21 protein-coding genes are annotated in these 17,146 nt (G+C 63.0%); 15 read left to right on the top strand and 6 right to left on the bottom strand.

Annotated elements, in window-relative coordinates:
* The coding region (locus RMCB_RS07905) for a transposase (protein WP_062828319.1) at nucleotides 1-235 on the bottom strand (235 nt) is incomplete at its 3' end.
* 153 nt (nucleotides 236-388) lie between these two features.
* On the opposite strand from RMCB_RS07905, the gene RMCB_RS07900 reads away from it, so the two are divergent.
* The 9 genes from RMCB_RS07900 to RMCB_RS07860 all read left to right on the top strand — a co-directional run bounded on the left by RMCB_RS07900 (nucleotide 389) and on the right by RMCB_RS07860 (nucleotide 8,205).
* On the top strand, nucleotides 389-1,564 hold the full coding sequence (locus tag RMCB_RS07900) for a hypothetical protein (RefSeq protein WP_131805501.1): 1,176 nt from the start codon (nucleotides 389-391) through the stop codon (nucleotides 1,562-1,564).
* Nucleotides 1,565-2,212: 648 nt separating this feature from the next.
* Nucleotides 2,213-2,779 carry a YaeQ family protein gene (locus tag RMCB_RS07895; RefSeq protein WP_062828359.1) on the top strand — a complete coding sequence of 189 codons (567 nt, stop codon included), beginning with the start codon at nucleotides 2,213-2,215 and terminating at the stop codon, nucleotides 2,777-2,779.
* A 149-nt stretch (nucleotides 2,780-2,928) separates the two neighbouring features.
* Nucleotides 2,929-3,144, top strand: a complete 216-nt coding sequence (locus RMCB_RS36465; protein ID WP_234792035.1) for a hypothetical protein — start codon at nucleotides 2,929-2,931, stop codon at nucleotides 3,142-3,144.
* An 878-nt stretch (nucleotides 3,145-4,022) separates the two neighbouring features.
* On the top strand, nucleotides 4,023-4,529 hold the full coding sequence (locus RMCB_RS07885) for a DinB family protein (protein WP_062828316.1): 507 nt from the start codon (nucleotides 4,023-4,025) through the stop codon (nucleotides 4,527-4,529).
* Nucleotides 4,530-4,725: 196 nt separating this feature from the next.
* A complete protein-coding gene (locus RMCB_RS07880; protein WP_131805500.1) occupies nucleotides 4,726-5,127 on the top strand; it encodes a hypothetical protein in 402 nt (133 codons plus the stop codon).
* A 271-nt stretch (nucleotides 5,128-5,398) separates the two neighbouring features.
* Nucleotides 5,399-5,827 (top strand): nuclear transport factor 2 family protein, encoded by a 429-nt coding sequence (locus tag RMCB_RS07875; RefSeq protein WP_072278429.1) that lies wholly within the window; start codon nucleotides 5,399-5,401, stop codon nucleotides 5,825-5,827.
* A 260-nt stretch (nucleotides 5,828-6,087) separates the two neighbouring features.
* Entirely contained in the window at nucleotides 6,088-6,696 is a 609-nt protein-coding gene (locus RMCB_RS07870) for a TetR/AcrR family transcriptional regulator (protein ID WP_062828314.1), read from the top strand.
* Between the two features lie 254 nt (nucleotides 6,697-6,950).
* Entirely contained in the window at nucleotides 6,951-7,562 is a 612-nt protein-coding gene (locus tag RMCB_RS07865) for a hypothetical protein (protein WP_062828313.1), read from the top strand.
* A gap of 202 nt (nucleotides 7,563-7,764) precedes the next feature.
* Complete coding sequence (locus RMCB_RS07860) at nucleotides 7,765-8,205, top strand: nitroreductase/quinone reductase family protein (protein WP_062828357.1); 441 nt, start codon at nucleotides 7,765-7,767, stop codon at nucleotides 8,203-8,205.
* 69 nt (nucleotides 8,206-8,274) lie between these two features.
* Here the strand turns inward: RMCB_RS07860 and RMCB_RS07855 are convergent, their stop codons facing one another.
* Nucleotides 8,275-8,718 (bottom strand): MerR family transcriptional regulator, encoded by a 444-nt coding sequence (locus tag RMCB_RS07855; RefSeq protein WP_084388398.1) that lies wholly within the window; start codon nucleotides 8,716-8,718, stop codon nucleotides 8,275-8,277.
* Nucleotides 8,719-8,779: 61 nt separating this feature from the next.
* Here RMCB_RS07855 and RMCB_RS07850 point away from each other — a divergent pair, with 61 nt between their 5' ends.
* Nucleotides 8,780-9,667 (top strand): polysaccharide deacetylase family protein, encoded by an 888-nt coding sequence (locus RMCB_RS07850; protein ID WP_062828312.1) that lies wholly within the window; start codon nucleotides 8,780-8,782, stop codon nucleotides 9,665-9,667.
* A 73-nt stretch (nucleotides 9,668-9,740) separates the two neighbouring features.
* Here the strand turns inward: RMCB_RS07850 and RMCB_RS07845 are convergent, their stop codons facing one another.
* Together RMCB_RS07845 and RMCB_RS07840 are read right to left on the bottom strand one after the other, a co-directional pair.
* Nucleotides 9,741-11,165, bottom strand: a complete 1,425-nt coding sequence (locus tag RMCB_RS07845) for an amidase family protein (RefSeq protein ID WP_062828311.1) — start codon at nucleotides 11,163-11,165, stop codon at nucleotides 9,741-9,743.
* 10 nt (nucleotides 11,166-11,175) lie between these two features.
* Entirely contained in the window at nucleotides 11,176-11,718 is a 543-nt protein-coding gene (locus tag RMCB_RS07840) for a DUF302 domain-containing protein (RefSeq protein ID WP_062828310.1), read from the bottom strand.
* Nucleotides 11,719-11,824: 106 nt separating this feature from the next.
* Between RMCB_RS07840 and RMCB_RS07835 the strand changes: the two genes are divergently transcribed.
* The 3 genes from RMCB_RS07835 to RMCB_RS07825 all read left to right on the top strand — a co-directional run bounded on the left by RMCB_RS07835 (nucleotide 11,825) and on the right by RMCB_RS07825 (nucleotide 13,932).
* Nucleotides 11,825-12,457, top strand: a complete 633-nt coding sequence (locus tag RMCB_RS07835; RefSeq protein WP_062828309.1) for a TetR/AcrR family transcriptional regulator — start codon at nucleotides 11,825-11,827, stop codon at nucleotides 12,455-12,457.
* 79 nt (nucleotides 12,458-12,536) lie between these two features.
* On the top strand, nucleotides 12,537-12,977 hold the full coding sequence (locus RMCB_RS07830) for a MarR family winged helix-turn-helix transcriptional regulator (protein WP_062828308.1): 441 nt from the start codon (nucleotides 12,537-12,539) through the stop codon (nucleotides 12,975-12,977).
* Between the two features lie 67 nt (nucleotides 12,978-13,044).
* Entirely contained in the window at nucleotides 13,045-13,932 is an 888-nt protein-coding gene (locus tag RMCB_RS07825; RefSeq protein WP_062828307.1) for an SDR family NAD(P)-dependent oxidoreductase, read from the top strand.
* A gap of 58 nt (nucleotides 13,933-13,990) precedes the next feature.
* Here RMCB_RS07825 and RMCB_RS07820 read toward each other — a convergent pair whose 3' ends face one another.
* Complete coding sequence (locus tag RMCB_RS07820) at nucleotides 13,991-14,803, bottom strand: SDR family oxidoreductase (protein ID WP_234792034.1); 813 nt, start codon at nucleotides 14,801-14,803, stop codon at nucleotides 13,991-13,993.
* Nucleotides 14,758-15,570 carry a MerR family transcriptional regulator gene (locus RMCB_RS07815; protein ID WP_062828306.1) on the bottom strand — a complete coding sequence of 271 codons (813 nt, stop codon included), beginning with the start codon at nucleotides 15,568-15,570 and terminating at the stop codon, nucleotides 14,758-14,760. The genes RMCB_RS07820 and RMCB_RS07815 overlap by 46 nt, the downstream gene beginning before the upstream one ends.
* 89 nt (nucleotides 15,571-15,659) lie before the next feature.
* On the opposite strand from RMCB_RS07815, the gene RMCB_RS07810 reads away from it, so the two are divergent.
* Together RMCB_RS07810 and RMCB_RS07805 are read left to right on the top strand one after the other, a co-directional pair.
* On the top strand, nucleotides 15,660-16,013 hold the full coding sequence (locus RMCB_RS07810) for a nuclear transport factor 2 family protein (protein ID WP_062828305.1): 354 nt from the start codon (nucleotides 15,660-15,662) through the stop codon (nucleotides 16,011-16,013).
* A 113-nt stretch (nucleotides 16,014-16,126) separates the two neighbouring features.
* Nucleotides 16,127-17,128: a squalene cyclase gene (locus RMCB_RS07805; protein WP_234792033.1), complete on the top strand. Its 1,002-nt coding sequence runs from the start codon at nucleotides 16,127-16,129 to the stop codon at nucleotides 17,126-17,128.
* The last annotated feature ends 18 nt before the right edge of the window (nucleotides 17,129-17,146 follow it).

Here is a 17,146-nt window from a genome sequence, read left to right as displayed (position 1 = left end):
CGCGGTTCTTGCGTTTGAGTTCGCGCAACTCCCGTGCGGTATCGGTGGGCACTCCGTCACGCTGACCGGTGTCGACCTCGGTCTGGTTGACCCAGCGGCGCAGCGATTCGTAGGACACTCCCAAACGTTTGGCCACCGCGGTGATGCAGGCCGTGCGGGGGTCGTACTCCTCGGCGTGGTCGGTGACCAACCGCACCGCCCGGGCCTTGAACTCGTCGTCGTACTTCTTCGGCATGATGCGGACAACCTTCCCTCGAAAGAAGGTGTGCATCAAACCCGGGGCGGTTCATCCGCAGCTGGACATCCTCAGAGAGTCATTTTGGTTGACCCGCATGCCGATCTGGGTTTAGGTAAGTGTGTCCGCCGACAAGCCTGCCGAGGAGCGCCCGTGAGTGAAACTCTCGCCTTGTGGGTGATCAAGGAATTCGTCGGCGCCGCAGCCGAGCCCGTCCGCAAGAAATTGGCGGCGCTCGTCCTCGGCGATCCACTAGAGCGCGCGTTGAAGAAGCCGACCGCGGACGCGCTAGACGGTGCCGTTACGACGGTCCTCGGTTCGGCCGCCACACCGGCGCAACACAAGCGCGCCGTCGAAGTCCTGGAGATGTTCTGGACCGACGACTTGCACGTCAGCGCAGGATCGGCGGACGCGACGATAACCGAGATCCTTTATCGCATAGTGGCTTCGGGCGTGAGTCGTGCTACCGGCGAAGTGACAGGATTGCCTGGATACGCGGCCACGACCTCTTTGACCGCGTTGTCGGACGAATTGGGGATCCGCATCGACCCCGATATCTTCGCCGCTGCGTTCGTTGCGGCGTGGCTCACCAGCATCCGCGACGCCTCATTGACCAACGAAGATCTGCGCCAGCTCGCCTTGCTCTTGTCGAATGAACAGATCCAGCAGCAAGTCGCCTCGTTGCGACTTGGCCTGGAGGAGAAACTCAGCGAAATGGTGCTAACAGCGATTCAGTCACTGCGCGAACACGCCAAGAGCGGCGAGATGGGGGTACCGCAGCGGCAGCAGTGGTTCGCGATCCATATCGTCCCGACGCACGAGCTGATGAAAGACATTGCCGCCGACTATCAGACCGGGTTCGGTGAGACACTCATTGCGTTGCAGTCAGGACTGGGTCTCAACGAGACCATGCAACAGCTGGAGCTGATCCGACGCCGCAAGATCACCGCACGCCTGAGCCTGGATACCATCGCCAAACGGCTTAAGAAGCTCGATGACGACAAGGACTTGCCCGGCACCAACCTGGATGTTCCGCTGCTCGCATACATCGAGGCGGCCCAGAGCTTCAAACGATCCGACTCCGTGCTCGATAAGCCTGAGGGCACCTGGTACAGCGACTACATCAGCGAATTCAACAGGTTGGTTCGCATGGGCGAAGATCCCCTGCTGCGGTCGAACTACACCGAGATTGCAGCGGTCCAGGATTTACGTGGGCAACTGATGGTCCCGCTGAGGAAGATCGTCGACACCTTGCTTCCGCAGCGATGGGTCGACTATGAAAACGCCTATTTTGATCTCCAACAAGCGGCCCTCGCGCGACCGGACTGACACATCACATGTTCCGACCTTGCCAACCGCGGGCGGTTGCGCGAACGCGGGGCAACGCCCCCTGTAAATGTCCTGGGAATTACTGAAGAGAGCGCGGTCATCGTGATGGTTCCTCTCGAGTGGGCTGTGGCAGGTTCACTCGAAGGATCACGCGGTGACCGCGCCCTCGTCCCGAAGACACACCGGGCAACGATCACGCGACCTGCATTGCACCACCATCAGGGACGCAACTCAGGACTATCAGTAAACGCGGCATATTATGCTGCGCCCCAATCGCTTTCGCATAGGTCTGACCTCCGCGCGCGGGAGGAATACGATGGGATAGAACATGCAGGGTTGATTGGTTATTGCACGAGATGCAACTACGTCCGATTCTCATAAGGCCCCACCGTGACGCGGAATTAGCTGCGGCAAGGTTATTCGCGCCGTTCGACGGGACACGCTGCCGCCAAGACGCTTCGACGCAAAGGCCACCACCCAAACCCCGTGCCGCGTGGAGCCGTCCTCGACACGGCTAGCCTATGGCTGCTACATGGTTGCGTGCCCGGGCCAATCGGTGGCGACTCGAACTGACGTCCGTCTCGGCGGCCTGACTAACACAATGCGACCCGACTGTTCGGGGGGCACCACGTGGATGGACCCTATGACGTGGCCCTTTCTGCAACAGTATTCAAAGTTGAACTTGGCGTCTCGGATGTCGATCACGGTTACTACGCCGATCACGCGCTGACAGTAGCCCGTCATCCCAGTGAGACCGATGAGCGGATGGTGGTGCGGTTGTTGTCTTTTGGGCTTCGCGCACACCGGCTCAGCGACGTCGACGGGGAGTTGGCGTTCGGGGCAGGCCTGTCCACCCCTGGTGTACCGGACTTGCGTCTCGCCGACTACACCGGCCGGATCCTGGAGTGGATCAACGTCGGCCAGCCCGACGAACGCGCATTGGGCAAGGCGGCCAGCCAGGCTGACCAGGTGCTACTCTTCCCATTCGCGGCCGGCGTGGCCACCTGGTGGCGCACCGTCGGCCCCAAAGTGGCGGGGCTGCCGAACCTGTCGGTGATGCAGATACCGCATGCACCAGTGCGGCAACTGGCCCAGACTGTCGATCGACGGATCTCGGCGCAGGTGATGGTGATCGAAGGTCAGGTGACGATGACCGTTGGCGGAGTCGACGTCACCTTCACCCCCGAGCCATTGGATTGGGGCTCGAAGACCTAGGCAACATTGCCCACGGCCGCCAGTCCTCCCATCGTTTTCGGTGCCGTGTAGCGCTTTCCGTCCACCACCGACGGTCGTTGTCACATGGCGGTTTGGCAGTGAGGCGAGTCGCCATGGGAGACGTCCGCGGCCGGTGCCAGGATCGAGACATGAAGAAGAACTCGGCACGGCTGATCCCCAGGGGTACCGACGAATCGCGCCATATGGTGGAGCGGGTACAGCTCGTAATGGACCTGACGTCGCAGCTGAACGTCCTGCGGCACTCGGATGTCGATGGCCGCAACTCGCTGCTGAAAAAATCTTGGGGCAGCCACTGCCTGAGACCTCCACAATCTACCCGCCATTTTATGGCGACTACGGCCTAAACCTGCGTCTGGGCGACCGCGTTTTCGTCAATCAGAATTGTTCATTTTATGACCTTGGCGGCATCACAATCGGAGACCGCACAATGATCGGGCCAGGCGTCACGCTCTGTACCGCCGGCCATCCGGTCGACCCGGCGGGAGCGGTTCGATGGCATCACCCTCTCCCCGATCAATATTGGGACGAATGTGTGGATCGGGCCAACGCAACTATCGCTCCTGGTGTCACAATCGGGTCAGGATCGATCGTTGCCGCGGGTGCGGTCGTGGCAACGGACGTCCCGCCACACTCACTCGTTAGCAGCGCTGGTCACATACATCGACGCGATCTTGGCGATGGCACCCATAACGTGTGAGGACTGGAACCGTGAGCAAGCGTCAGTCGCGAGGAATATGCACGAATCGAATATGCAGGGTTACCAGAAGTAAATTGGTTATTCGCATGGCATGTGAGTAGATCAGCATTGGATAATGCCCACTTCCGAGGCTGATGCCTCGCCATCAATCGCCCAACTACTCGGTCACAAAACAGCCGAACGTCAGGCAGTAAGATTGCTAGTCGGTCCCTCGGGATGGTTTTCGATTGGTGCCAGTCGTGCGGCAGACCTGATAGCCTGAACGGGCTCGACGCGGTGATCTTTCTCTCCCCCGAATCAAGACCGATTGGGCTGTCACCAGAATCCCGAGCCTTCACCACAATCCCTTCCGAATTCTCGACACCGTCAGTGCGCTGGCCGGCGGGTGTGCTCCCTTCACCCGTCTCCCCCACGAGATCGTCGACCGCGAAACGTCGGGCCACTTCACCAGATAATACGAAAGCATCAGCACGACAAAGCATTCCACTTCTCCGCCACGCCAACAATGGGAATCGAGGACAAAAAATGACGACATGGTCGATACCGCAAACCGCTACCGGCACTGAGCGCCGACTGCTCGACAGCATGCTCGACCGCAACCGCACCGAGTTAATCAACACGGCGCGCGGCCTATCAGAAGACGGCGCCCGTGCCCGCCTCGTTTCGTCAGTGACTACGCCGATCGGATTGCTCAAACATGCCGCCGTCGCCGAACGGATCTGGTTTCACCACCTGCTGGGCGGCCTATCCCTAGACGAATGCGACGGTGGCACCACCGCAGGCGATGCCAGCTTCACCGTCGCCGACAGCGAGACCCTCGCCGACGTCATCACCGAATTCGAGACCGTCAGCCGTCGTTCCCGCACGATCGCCGCTGAATTCGACCTGGACGAGACTAGGACGCATCCACACATCGGTGAGGTCAATCTGCGATTCATCTACTTGCTCGCGATCGAGGACTTCGCGCGTCACGCCGGCCATGGCGACATCCTCCGCGAACAGCTCGAACAATCCGGCAGCGCGCTACCCTAATGGCCGGCCTTGTTGTATCTGACAGTGGCTTCCAGGCGTTGAGACCATCAAAATCGGCGCATCTGTCGTCAAACGACCCGCCGCCGTTGCCGCAGCCACCGCACTGTGCGGGGTGGCGGCGATGCTCGTGGGGCCCACTGCTAACACAGATCCAACTCCGCTTGTTCCACTGAGCAACGGGCTCGAAATCGCCTGCATGCCATGGGATCACGGCACGCACGTGCACTGCTTGGCGCTGCCTTGGGCCTGCCCTCGGGCGCACGGGGATTACGTCGTCGACTCGCTGCACGTGATGATCAGGGGCCACCAAGACGAATACCCCTTCCACTGCGTCAATGATGGGCAGCCCGCCAGCTGGAACATCGACGCCGACCCGAACTCGCCGTTCACCTACGCGGTTCAGGCCTGCCGCAAGAAGGACTTCGAAGGTGACTGGTGCACGCCGTATGCGGACGTCACCTACACGCCACCACAGCCGATCGAGTGCCCGGCCGGCTCGCCGACTCCTACCGTTCCGGCGGGTAACACCTGCGCTCCGGTCCCCGACCCGATCCTCACGCCGATCCAGGGCCCGACGCTCGATCTACCACCGCGTTGAACCTGACGGTTCTGGGTGTGGCGCACTGATCTCAGCCGAATTGGCGGTTAGCAACTGGGCTTCGGGTTAGTGATTTCTCCGCGGAAGTGGTGGTTTCAGTTCAGCTCTTGATTGCGGCAGCTCCCACTGCCGGTTTCAAGCTGCTGGGACTGGCGGCGCGCCAACGTTGTAGCCACTCCCTCGCTGGCCCAAGGGCAGCAGTGATGCGCTCCGCAGACGGCCAGATGGGCCGTCGTTTAGGCTGAGAGCTGGCAATCACCGGAGGGTACTCATGGGTTCACGAGATCTGACCGACTCGGTGGCGGCGTTCTGCAGTGCGTCGGAGGCATGTGACGTTGACGGGATGGTCGCGACCTTAGCTCCCGACGCCGAACTGGTGTCGCCGTTATCCGGCCGCATGGTGTTTCGAGGGCAAGACGATCTGCGGGTCTTGTTGGCGGCGATATACGGAAGCCTGCACGAGCTGAAATGGACCGACACACTGGGCGATGGCTCGGTGCGGGTCGCGGTGAGGGAGGGAAAAATCGCCGGCATCCGGTTTACTGATGCGTTGGTTTTTGAACTTGACGGGGCGGGGCGGATTCGGCGACTCCGGCCCCATTTGCGGCCGTTGCTTGCCATCATCGTGTTTGCGGCGATGCTCGGGCCAAAGATGGCCACGAGCCTTGGTGTGGTGCGCCGCGCGCTGTCTCACCGTTAGGCCGCTCGCCACACCCTCGAACCAACTGAATGTCTCCCTACCGTCGCTTTCGCCTGTTAGCCAAGCCCCCGCGAACTTGACCCGACCCACCTGTTGGATCCCATTGGTTTCCAGTTGCTATGGGGCAACTGCGCCACTCGGCATTGTGCGGTGGGCGATTACGACGGGTGGTCCTCATGCGCCGGGTCACCTTGGCTGGCGACGCCTCGCCTTGACTGCCTACCTACTAGTAGGTAGGCTGTGAGTCGTGATGGAGCCTAATGTCGACCGCTGACGAAATCCTGGGTTGCGCAAAGACTTTGATCGTCACCGGAGGGTATAACGGCTTCAGCTATGCCGACATCGCACGTGAAGTCGGCATACGTAAGGCCAGCATTCACCACCACTTCCCCACCAAGGCCGATCTGGTCCGTACCCTTGTGAGCGGTTACCGCCAGGAGGCTCTGGCCGGATTGGCCGAGATCGAACGCCATGTCGGTGATCCGGTCGGCATGCTTCGCAGCTACGCCGACTACTGGCAGGCCTGCATCATGGACGCTACCAATCCGTTTTGCGTCTGCGCCCTGTTGGCCGCCGAACTTCCCTGCCTGCCAAGGGAAGTCGCCGATGAGGTGACGGCGCACTTTCGCGCCTTGTCGACGTGGATCACCTCGATTCTCGAACGTGGCGCCAAGCAGAACCTGTTCCGAATCGAGAAGAGTCCTAGCGCCGACGCCGAGGCGTTCATAGCCACCGTGCACGGTGCGATGTTGTCGGCCCGCGCTTATGGCGATCCCAAGATGTTCGCCACCGTCGTCACCCCCCTGCTCGACCGGCTCGACTTCCGGGTTGCCCGACCCTCAACCGCTGCAGCGCGGGGGAAGTCGTAAGCACCATGACGCGGTACCCGAGCAGGACGCTGAACGGAATTCCGGTCCCGTTCAGCCAGTGAACTCGGTGCAGTCCGAGGGATTCGATCCTTCGGTGCGCTCGCCTCCTCGACGACCCGGCAGCGGGTCCAGAGACTCCTGTGGACACGATTTGGTCTGCACCGCAGCGTCTCTGGTGTCTGCGGACAGTGCGCGCGTCCTCGGGCCGTGCACCCGCTTCGCGGTGCGTACACACCAACCGAAAGGAACCGCTCATGTCCGTCCATCACTCAAGCGCGTTGAAGAGCAATCGCGAGCAGTGGCTGAAGACTTACTATTTCGTGCGTGCGGCCGTCGCCCTCGTTTGGGTAGTTGTCGCGCTTACGGTGGCACAACACAGTCTGGCGTTGGCCACGGGGTGGCTCGTCCTCTATCCATTCTGGGATGCCGCGGCGAACCTCTGGGACGCCTCCCGCAGTGGCGGACTGGTACAGAACCGCAGCCAGATGATCAACGTGGCAGTGAGTCTGATCGTCACCGTTGTGGCGGCCTATGTGTTGTTCACCGGTACGGCGTCCGTGCTGCCGGTTTTCGGCGCCTGGGCTACCCTTGCCGGGTTGTTGCAACTCGCAACCGCGGTGCGACGGTGGAAGGCCGGCGCGCAGTGGGCGATGATCCTCAGCGGTGCTCAATCGGCTTTGGTGGGTGGTCTATTCGTCACCCAGGCTCATACTCCCGTCGTGGGGTCGGTCAAGACTTTGGCCGGATATGCGGCGATGGGCGCGATCTACTTCTTGATCTCCGCGCTCTGGTTGACGGTGAAGATTTCCCGGGGCAAGTCCCCACGCGTCCCGCACGACGGGGAAGCGCGCACCGCTAACCGATGACTCAGTAACCGATGAGGGTCCACGACCGACCGGCATGCGAAGGCTTTTCGTTACCGACAGCGTGCAATCGCGAGCCACAGTCTGGTGCGCTCTCGGCCAAGTGCTGATAGGAATAGATCTCGGGATCGCGCTGTTAGGGTGTCGCGTGAGTGATGAGGACCACACGGAGAGCGCCGCCCACGAACCATCCAACGTTCCCCCGATCCCAACACACGCCGAGGCGCAAGCGGATCCAGAGGTCCTTCGCGTCTTCAACGCTGCAGTCGTAGACGAGTTTCGGTCCAGAGGCGGACGAGTCGGCGGTCCATTCGCGGACTCTCGGGTGCTCCTATTGACGATGACCGGTGCGAAATCCGGTCATCGACGAGTGACCCCGTTGGAATACTTCACCGTCGAGGGCCGGATCCTCATCGTAGCGACGAGAGGTGGTGCTCCGCAGAATCCGGCGTGGGTGCACAACCTTCGTGCCAACCCCGCTGCGCACATCGAGCTCGGTACGGAATCCTACGACGTCGAGGCTGAGGAAATCACCGGCGAGGAGCGCGACGACTTGTTCGCGAAGGTCGTTGAACTGTGTCCCCGAATCACGACGTACCCGAAGCCCGAGCGCGTCATCCCCGTCTTTGAACTGCGACGAACCTAGAACGCCACATCGCCCGCCGGAACTGAATGCGGTGGGTTACCCGTGAAGCACCCCGCGGCATCAGATGATTCAGACCGTCCCTGACGGATCTGTCAGCGGAAGCACCGTGCCGATGCGACCACCCGCTCTTCTCGATTCGGCCATCGACTCATCAGCGGCACCCGACGCCGCGGCGATCACCTCGTCCAGCACGTCGCGCGAAGCCGCCAATTCGCGCATGGCACGGTCCAACCGGTCCCGCTCGGCACGCAATTCGGCCACCAGCCTGGGAGTGGACTCACGGGCGGGTCCGCCGTCAGTGTCGCGCATGCACGGCAGCAGACCGGCAATGGTATTGCTGCGCAGGCCCGCAGCGAACAACTCCTGGATGTGTATCACCCGGTCCACTGCCGTCTCGGCGTACTGGCGCTGTCCGTTGGGTGTCCGCGTGGCTGCCAGCAGCCCCTGCTGCTCGTAATAGCGCAACGACCGTTCGCTCACCCCAGTGCGCCGAGACAACTCACCAATCCGCATGGTGCCATTTATACCGTCGAGGGTTGCCTCTGACATTGGTGTCAGCTCCTACCGTGCCAACATGACGACACTGCCCTTCACGTACAGCCCCATAACCGAACGCCCGTCATTCGCCTGGCCGAACGGCGGCCGTGTAGCGGTGTACATCGGCCTCAACATCGAGTACTTCCATCCCGACTTACCGTCAACCAGCATCTGGCCTGGCACCGCCGACCTGAAGCCGGATGCGCTCAACCACGGCTGGCGCGACTACGGCGCCCGGGTTGGCATCTGGCGCACCATCGATGCCCTGGACCGGTACGGCGTGCGTGCCTCCGCGCTGCTCAATGCCGATGTCGCCGAGCATTATCCGCAGATCGTCGCCGCCGGCAAAGAGCGCGACTGGGCCTGGCTTGCGCACGGACGAACGAATTCGACATTGCATACGGGATACCCGCTGGACGAGGAACGGCGCCTCCTGGAGGAGATCACTCACACAATCGCCGCCGCTACCGGCCGGGCGCCGCGCGGGTGGATGGGGCCGGGGCTGACCGAGACGCATCACACCCCGGCGTTGCTGGCAGACCTCGGCTATCAGTACGTGTTGGACTGGACCAACGACGATCAGCCTTATCCGCTGACCGTGCCGGGCATGCTCAGCGTGCCTTACTCCGTCGAGCTGAACGACCTGCTGGTCTTCCGAAAAGGTTTCACCGGAGCTGAATTCGTACAAATGGTGATCGACCAGTACGAACAACTGCATCGAGATGCCGCAACAGGTGGACGGGTCTTAGCTCTGGCGCTGCATCCGTTTGTCATCGGGCAGGCATTCCGTCACCGATATTTCGAGCAGGCCTTGGAATTCCTGACGACGGCGCCGGACGTGTGGCTGACCACCAGCGATGACATCGCGGCGTATGCGGCTGCACTGGCGGATGCCGAGCCGCGTGGATCTCGCCATTCCGACTGACGCCATGACTGCAGTCGTCCCCTCCCTCTCGCCTTGTGTCCGGTACGTATGTCATCGACCCACGCGGCGCTTGTCACGCCGGCGCCGGAAGAGTGCCGAAGACGGCCTGCGCCCGGCGAGCGATGTCGAGGAGGGCCGAGTCGTAGCCGGGCGCACCGTCGAACTCGATGCCGATCGGGAGGCCGTTTCGGGTCAATGCGACGGGAATGCTGATGCCCGGCAAGCCCGCTGCACTGGCGGGAACAGTGTTCTTCGCGAGAAACAGGTCGCTGACCGTTTTGCCTGCGACCGCGAACTCCGTCGCCTGTGCGATCGGCGGGGCCGGGCAGGGCGTCGTGGGAAGGATGAGTGCATCGAATCCCTTGCCGCCGAACAATCCATCGAACCGACGCTGGAGCTCCGGGCGATCGACCGACAGCGCCGCGTCGTAGTCTGCTTGTGTCAGATACCCCGGACCTGTCGATAGGACCCGCTGGCTCCACACTTCTTTCAGTTCCGGCTTGAGTCCGTCATAGATCTCCTCGAAGGACAGCGGAAATCCGTTGTCCCGCAGAAACTCAGACAACGCAGCCCGCGTCTCCCGGAAGAAGATGTTCCAGGTCATCCGGTCCGCGATCACGGAGAAATCGTCGCCCAGATCGACTTCGGCGACCTCGGCGCCGGCGTCCCGCAGCTGTTCGACCGCGTCCTCGAAACGGGCTTCGGTTTCCGGGTCGACCAGCGCGAGGTACTGCTTGGGCGCATAGGCGAGCCGGGTCCCCTGCAGATCGGACCGTTCTGAAGGCGGAGAGTCTGTGTTCTTGGTGACGATTCGATCCATCAGCGCACAGTCTTCGACGGTGCGCGCCAGCACGCCCGTCGCGTCGAGCGTGGGAGCGATGGGCGCTACCCCACCGGTGGGCCAGCGGCCCGTGGTCGGCTTGAACCCCACCACACCGCAGAGCGACGCCGGCACCCTGATCGAACCGACCGTGTCGCCGCCCAGCGCCGCGGGCACGATCCGGGCCGAGACCGCCGCTGCCGAACCACTCGACGATCCGCCCGGCACGCGGTTGCGACCGTAGGGGTTCCCCACCTGTCCGTATCGCCGGTTGCTGCCCGTGAGTCCGAACGACATTTCAACGAGGTTGTTCTTACCGAAGACGATCCCGCCGGCGCCTTTGACCGCGCTGACGACAGCGGCATCCTGCTCCGGCTCGAAGTCGCCCAGGGTCTCGACACCCAGCGTCGTGCGCAGACCATGCGTCGCGTAGCTGTCCTTGACCCCGAGTGGGACGCCGAGAAGCGGTGCAGCGCAACCGGCCGCGCGCGCCTTGTCCGCGGCACCGGCCGCGGCCAGCACGGCGGATTCGTCGATCGTGATGAACGAGTTCAGTTTTGCGTTTGTACGAGCCCGCCGCAGAAGCGCGCAAGCGTAGGACTCCGACGTCATGTCTCCGTTTCGGATCGCAGCGGCCGCCGCCGCGATGCCGAGTTCGGCCAGTTCTTCGTCTGACATGAGTGTCTCGCTAATCCTGAAAAAGGCCTGCAGTAGCTGTGGCGGGCACCGGAACATCGAGCACCCGAAGGAGATTGACAACCTTTTGGTCCAGTTCCAACCCGACGGCGGCGATGTCCGGGTCGCCGAAACTGGCGAAGCGGCTGCTGGGCCGATCGATGGAGAATCGCGTACTGCCGTACCGGTCCTCATGGATCGTCGTGCGCAGAGGCGCATAGAGCATCACCGTCGGGTCGTGTCGATACATACGTTCGGCGATCGTGTGGTTTCCCATCAGGTAAGTCGCACACGCGCCGTGGTGACCCGCGATGCGCATCAGTCCCCCGACATCAGTGCTCCAAAACCGCAAGAATCCGTGCGGCGCGCTGTCAACGACGTCAGCCAGCACCGCATCCCAGCTCGAGTGCCCCGCGCGAAAGTGCGCCATCCGCTCAAGATCCAGCGCCGGCACTGCCGCCTCGTAGCGCGCTTGAAAATCGTCGAACGGCGAGCCGGTGTCGATCGACCACCGCACGACCTCATGGCGAACCTCGTCAAAACCGTTGGTGTGCATTGGACGTTCTCCTTATCCCGACCGGACGATCGCAAAGTACAGTGATCGATTTACTTCAAGGTAGCAGCGGCCTGGGCATAAGTAAAGCGATCGCTATACTTGGGCCATGGCGACCAAGAAGGCGACAGACGGTGCCACCACGCGCGGTGGACGCGGGGCGCGCGAGCGCATACTGCGCGCCGCGGTCGAGTTGTTCCCGAACGACGGCATTCACGTCACCGGCATCGCGAAGCTGGCCGATGCGGCACACGTGTCGACCCGAACCCTGTACCAGCACTTTCCCAGTAAAGAGGCCCTCATCAGCGCATACCTGGAGCGCATCGGGGCCGACTCGGCGATCCTCGGCGAGACGGTGCTGGAGCGCCGCGACCTCAGCGCACGGGAGCGTCTCCTACGTCTGTTCAGCGAACACCCAGCGGGCTCAGCTTCGGCGAGAGTCGTCCGCGGCTGCCCGCTGCACAACGCCGCCGTCGAATCGGCCGGGACGCTGCCCGAGGCATCCGCTGCGGTCGAGCGGCACAAGCGGGAATTTATCGCGCGCCTGGTCGAAACAGCGGCCGAAGCGGGCGCGTCCCAGCCCGAAACCCTGGGACGGCAACTCGCCGTGCTGTTCGAGGGCGCCCGCGCACTAGCCACCTCTCTCAACGATTTACGACCATTTGAAGACGCCAAGGAGTTGGCGATAGCGCTGATCCAGCGCGCAACCGAACCCACCACGTCGCTCACGCAACCGCGCTAAGCCTCGCAACATCCGCGCCTTCGCAATAACGGACAGTCGCGCCTGGCGCGCCGTTGGTGTATATGCAACAATAGTCGACATGGGTGTTTCACCCGTCGACGAAATCGTCGACGACTGCATAGCGTTTCGCATCAGACTCATTGGCCGGGCCACGACCGGCCTCTATGAACACGCCCTGGACATCCATGGCCTGAGCATCGCCCAACTCAACTTGCTGGCAGCCCTCGGCAAGGTAGGCCCATGCCCGCCGGCCCGATTGGGCGAGCTTCTGCTGCTGGACAGATCGACGGTCAGCCGCAACTTGAGCCCCATGCTCAAGCACGGCTGGGTACAAGCCGTGTCGTCGGACGCGAAGGGCATCCGGGAAATCGAATTGACGCCCTCGGGTCGCAAGAAGATCCAGGCCGCGCTACCCGACTGGCGCCGAGCTCAAGAACAGGCCACCGAACTCCTTGGAGCTCAAGGCGTACGCGCGGTGAGAGCCCTCGCCAACACGGTCGGCGACCTGCCGACGGGCTGACTTTCGCGCCACCAGGCACGCCACCCGCTTTCGTCCCAATGTTGTATCTACACCAAAGGAGAATCGCATGAAGCGTCATTTCGCGGACAAGGTCGTCGTCATCAGCGGCGCGTCCCAAGGAATCGGCAGAGCTATGGCCCTGGCCTTCGCCAGGGAAGGGGCCTCGGTAGTCCTGGTTGCGCGGTCGGCCGGACTCCTCGAGGAGGTTGCACAACGAATACGCCAGTCCGGCGGGGTGGCGCTGCCAGTGCCGACCGACGTGACATCCCCGGATGCGGTGAGCACGTTGGTCACCGCCACCCTGGAGCGATTCGGCAGGATCGACGTACTGGTCAACAACGCCGGCATCGCCAAGGTCGGCGCCGTCGAATCGCCGACGTTCGCCGATGACGCCCGAGACATCCTGCAGGCCAGCCTGTTCGGTGCGATCAGACTCACCCAGGAGGTGCTCCCCATCATGCGTCGTCAAGGCTCGGGCACAGTGGTCAACATGTCCTCGGTGATGGGGCGGAAGGCCATCGCCCGGTTTGGCGCGTACGGACTGGTCATGCACGCGATGTCGGGATTCTCCGATGCACTACGTCAGGAGTTGGCCGGCACCAACGTCAAGGTGTCGGTGATCTATCCGGCGCTTACCGCCACCGCGCTGTTGGAGAAGGTCGACGAAACCGATATGCCGCCGGCGTTCCGCTATCTGACCCCGCTGTCGGCTGATGACGTCGCTCGCGCGGTGGTCACGGCCGTTCGCCGCGGCAAGCGCCGCTTAGTAATACCCAGGATCGTCACAGTGCTGCTTCTCACCGAGGCGGTGTCCTCGCGCCTGGGCGATCTCATCGTCACCGGGCTGGCCCGCCATCGCTGGTTCGGTCGGGTGATGGGACTCAGCCGCGGGAAGACCTACCACGAAGCCATTGCCAGCTCTACCGAGGCAGCCCGCCGTGGCATCTTCGCCTGAACTCACACGACTGACTTCACCTGCACACTGATCACCATCCGCAGCGAGAAAGCCGTTCCTATACCGTCGGCACCGTTCCGCCGTCGACCACGATGTCGGCCCCCACGATCGAGGATGCGGCGTCCGATACCAGGAACGCCACCACCTCGGCGATCTCTGTGGGCTGGGCGGGCCGACCCAGTGGGATCCCTCCGAGAGCCGCCATCAGAGATTCCAGTGCCGATTTGCGGTTCCCATCGCCGGCTGCGGCGATGCGGTCGATCAGTGCATCTGCCGCACCCGTCTGGATGAATCCCGGTGACACCGTGTTGACGCGAATACCCTTGGGGGCCAACTCGTTCGCGAGACCCTTGCTGTAGGACCGCAACGCGGCCTTGGCCGCCGCATATCCGAGGGTCCCGTCGTAGAGCGGCAGCCGGCTCTGGATCGATCCGATATGTACGACCGCGCCGGCACCTGCGTCGACCATCGTCGGTAGCAGCGCACGGTCCAACCGGACCGCGGCGAGCAGGTTGAGGTTGAGCTCGTCGACCCAGTCCTGGTCGGTCATCGCGGCGAAACCACCCGAGGGTGCACCGGACCCGCCGGCGACATGAACCAAGATCTGCACGCCCCCGCTGTCGCGAACGTGGGCGGCCACGGCCTCGACGTCCGGCGCGGAGGCGAGGTCGGCGACGACGAAATCGTCGGCCGGATGGGTATCGGCCGGCCGATGACGGGCCACGGCGGTCACATGCGCTCCCGCCGACCGCAGCCGGGCCACGATCGCGGCTCCGGCACCTTTGGTTCCGCCGGTCACGACGGCGCGACGGCCCTGCAGCGCGTTCACGCGTCGGCCCGAAAGACCGGCCAGCACAGCGTGGTCACCCACTGTGCGGAATCGTCTGTGTCCCAGGAGAATACGTCGTAGTATTCGCGCAGAGGGCCTTCGACGCTGATCTCGTGACGGGTCGCGTGCTCACCGAGTGCACTGTAGGCGAGATCAACATCGTCGTGCGGACCACGGTGGTGCACGACCGCCAGTTCGGCAGCGGGAATCGTCGCGGACCGTACTCGGCCGACTGGCCGCACCTCACCATCGACCGGGATGAAGACTGTCGCATTGCCTCGGTCACGGGAAAAGATGTCGAACCCGAATAACGCCGCGGGCGCGCCGGTGGAGGTCAGACGATTATCGGCCGCCACCGTCGCGCGCAACTCCCCCACGGCGCCCTGCCACCACGGCAACAGGTCGTCGCGATCGACCGTTTCCTCGATCACGGCAGCCGATACTGCTGCGACACTTCGATGTTCGATGTGTGTGACCGGGCGTTCCAGGATTGCACGCAGCGACTCGACGGCGCTGCGCGTCGCGGCGAGCTGTGTCTCCAGCCGTTTGAGGTGGCCGCTGATCAGTGCGTTGCGGTCGGCCGGCGCGGAACTCAGCACAGCGCGCACATCGGCGACGGGCATGCCCAGTTCGCGAAGCCGACGCACCACCTGGGCGGTCGCAACCTGCTCGGGTAGGTAATACCGGTAGCTGGTGGCCGGATCCACTCGGTCCGGCTCCAGCAGCCCCACCTCGTGGTAATGCCGCAACGTCTTCACCGACAGTTGCGTCATTCGGGAGAAATCGCCGATCGACAGTGCATTGGTCACAGACTCAGTGTGAAGTCTCTCCCCACGGGAGAGTCAACACGAGGCTCTTGGCTTGACTCTCCGCCAGGGGGGAGGCTGAGGCTGACAAGATGACTACTACTCGCATCACCCCGGCCGCACAGCGCTATGTCGACGCGGTCAACGCCTTCGACATCGATGCCGTGATGGGCACATTCTCCCCGGGCGCCATCGTCAACGACAATCATCGAGAGTTCGCGGACCACCAATCCATTCGCGCGTGGGTGGCCGCCGAGATCGTCGGCGACCGCGTCACGATGGAAGTCATCGAGTCCGAGGAACGTCCGGGGCTCACCGTGCTACGTGCCCGCTACGACGGCGCTTACGACAAAACCAACCTGCCCGACGAGCTCATTCTGACCAACTACTTCGTCATCCATGACGAGCTGATCAGTGCGTTGTTCATCATCTTCAACAACGTCTGAGGCGCGGCCGCACTGTAGGCGGATGACACCGCGTTAGAGCCCGGCTGGCCGTTGATAATCCACCCTCCTGTTGGTCGGTGTCGCTATAGTCCTGGCGCATGGGGGCTGGGTCCGTGATCGAGTGGCTGTTGGATTCCGATCCGGCACTGCGCTGGCAAGTTGAGCGTGACCTCGTAGGCGAACCTGCCGAGGTGTGGCAAGCAACGCGCGCACGGACGGCGACCGAAGGCTTCGGCGCGCGGCTTCTCGCGCACCAGGATGACGATGGCCAATGGGCCGGCGGTGCGTTCTTCCCCGCAGACTTCGACTTCGACGGTCCTGAGGCTGCAGATGGTGCCGGTCAGCCCTGGACGGCGACGACGTGGACGCTCAACTCACTGCGCGAATGGGGCATCGATGCCAACGTCCTCCATGAGCGGCGTACCGTCGAGCTTCTCGCGGAGAACAGCCGCTGGGAGTACGAAGACCTGCCGTACTGGAGTGGCGAAGTCGACTGTTGCATCAACGCCTGGACCGTCGCCAACGGGGTGTGGCTCGGTGCGGATATCACCGGCATCATCGACTGGTTCATCGAGCATCAGATGGCTGAAGGCGGCTGGAATTGCGATTGGGTCGAAGGCTCGACCCGAGCGTCATTCCACTCGACCCTCAATTCGCTGAAAGGCTTGCTTGCCTACGACATTGCGACCGGCGGGACCGACCAAACCCAAGCCGCCCGGCGTCGCGGACAGGAATACCTGCTGCGGCGCAGTCTTTTTCGCCGCCTCACGACGAACGAGCCGGTAGCTCCATGGATCGGCCGATTCGCCTATCCGTTCCGCTGGTCGTACAACGTCCTCAACGCAGCCGACTACTTTCGGCAGGCTGCATCGGTTGACGGCGCCGAGCCGGACCCGCGCATGGCAGATGCAATCGAACTCATCCGAGCTGCCCGGCAGCCGGACGGCACGTGGCTGCAGGGTGATCGGCATCCCGGGCGAGTGTGGTTTGAAGTGGACGTACCTGCCGGACAACCGTCCAAGTGGCTCACCCTTATCGGGACCCGAGTGCTGTCATGGTGGGAGTCGTGCGAGCTCAGGCACGGTCAGGCCCCCTCGGCAGCACCCAACTCTTGATACGAAAGCTGAGCGACA

Origin of the sequence: Mycolicibacterium brisbanense (genome assembly GCF_001570425.1) — a bacterium.
Taxonomy (GTDB): Bacteria; Actinomycetota; Actinomycetes; order Mycobacteriales; family Mycobacteriaceae; genus Mycobacterium; species Mycobacterium brisbanense.
Note: the sequence above shows the minus strand (reverse complement) of the source record. Positions and strands in the feature narration are given on the sequence as shown.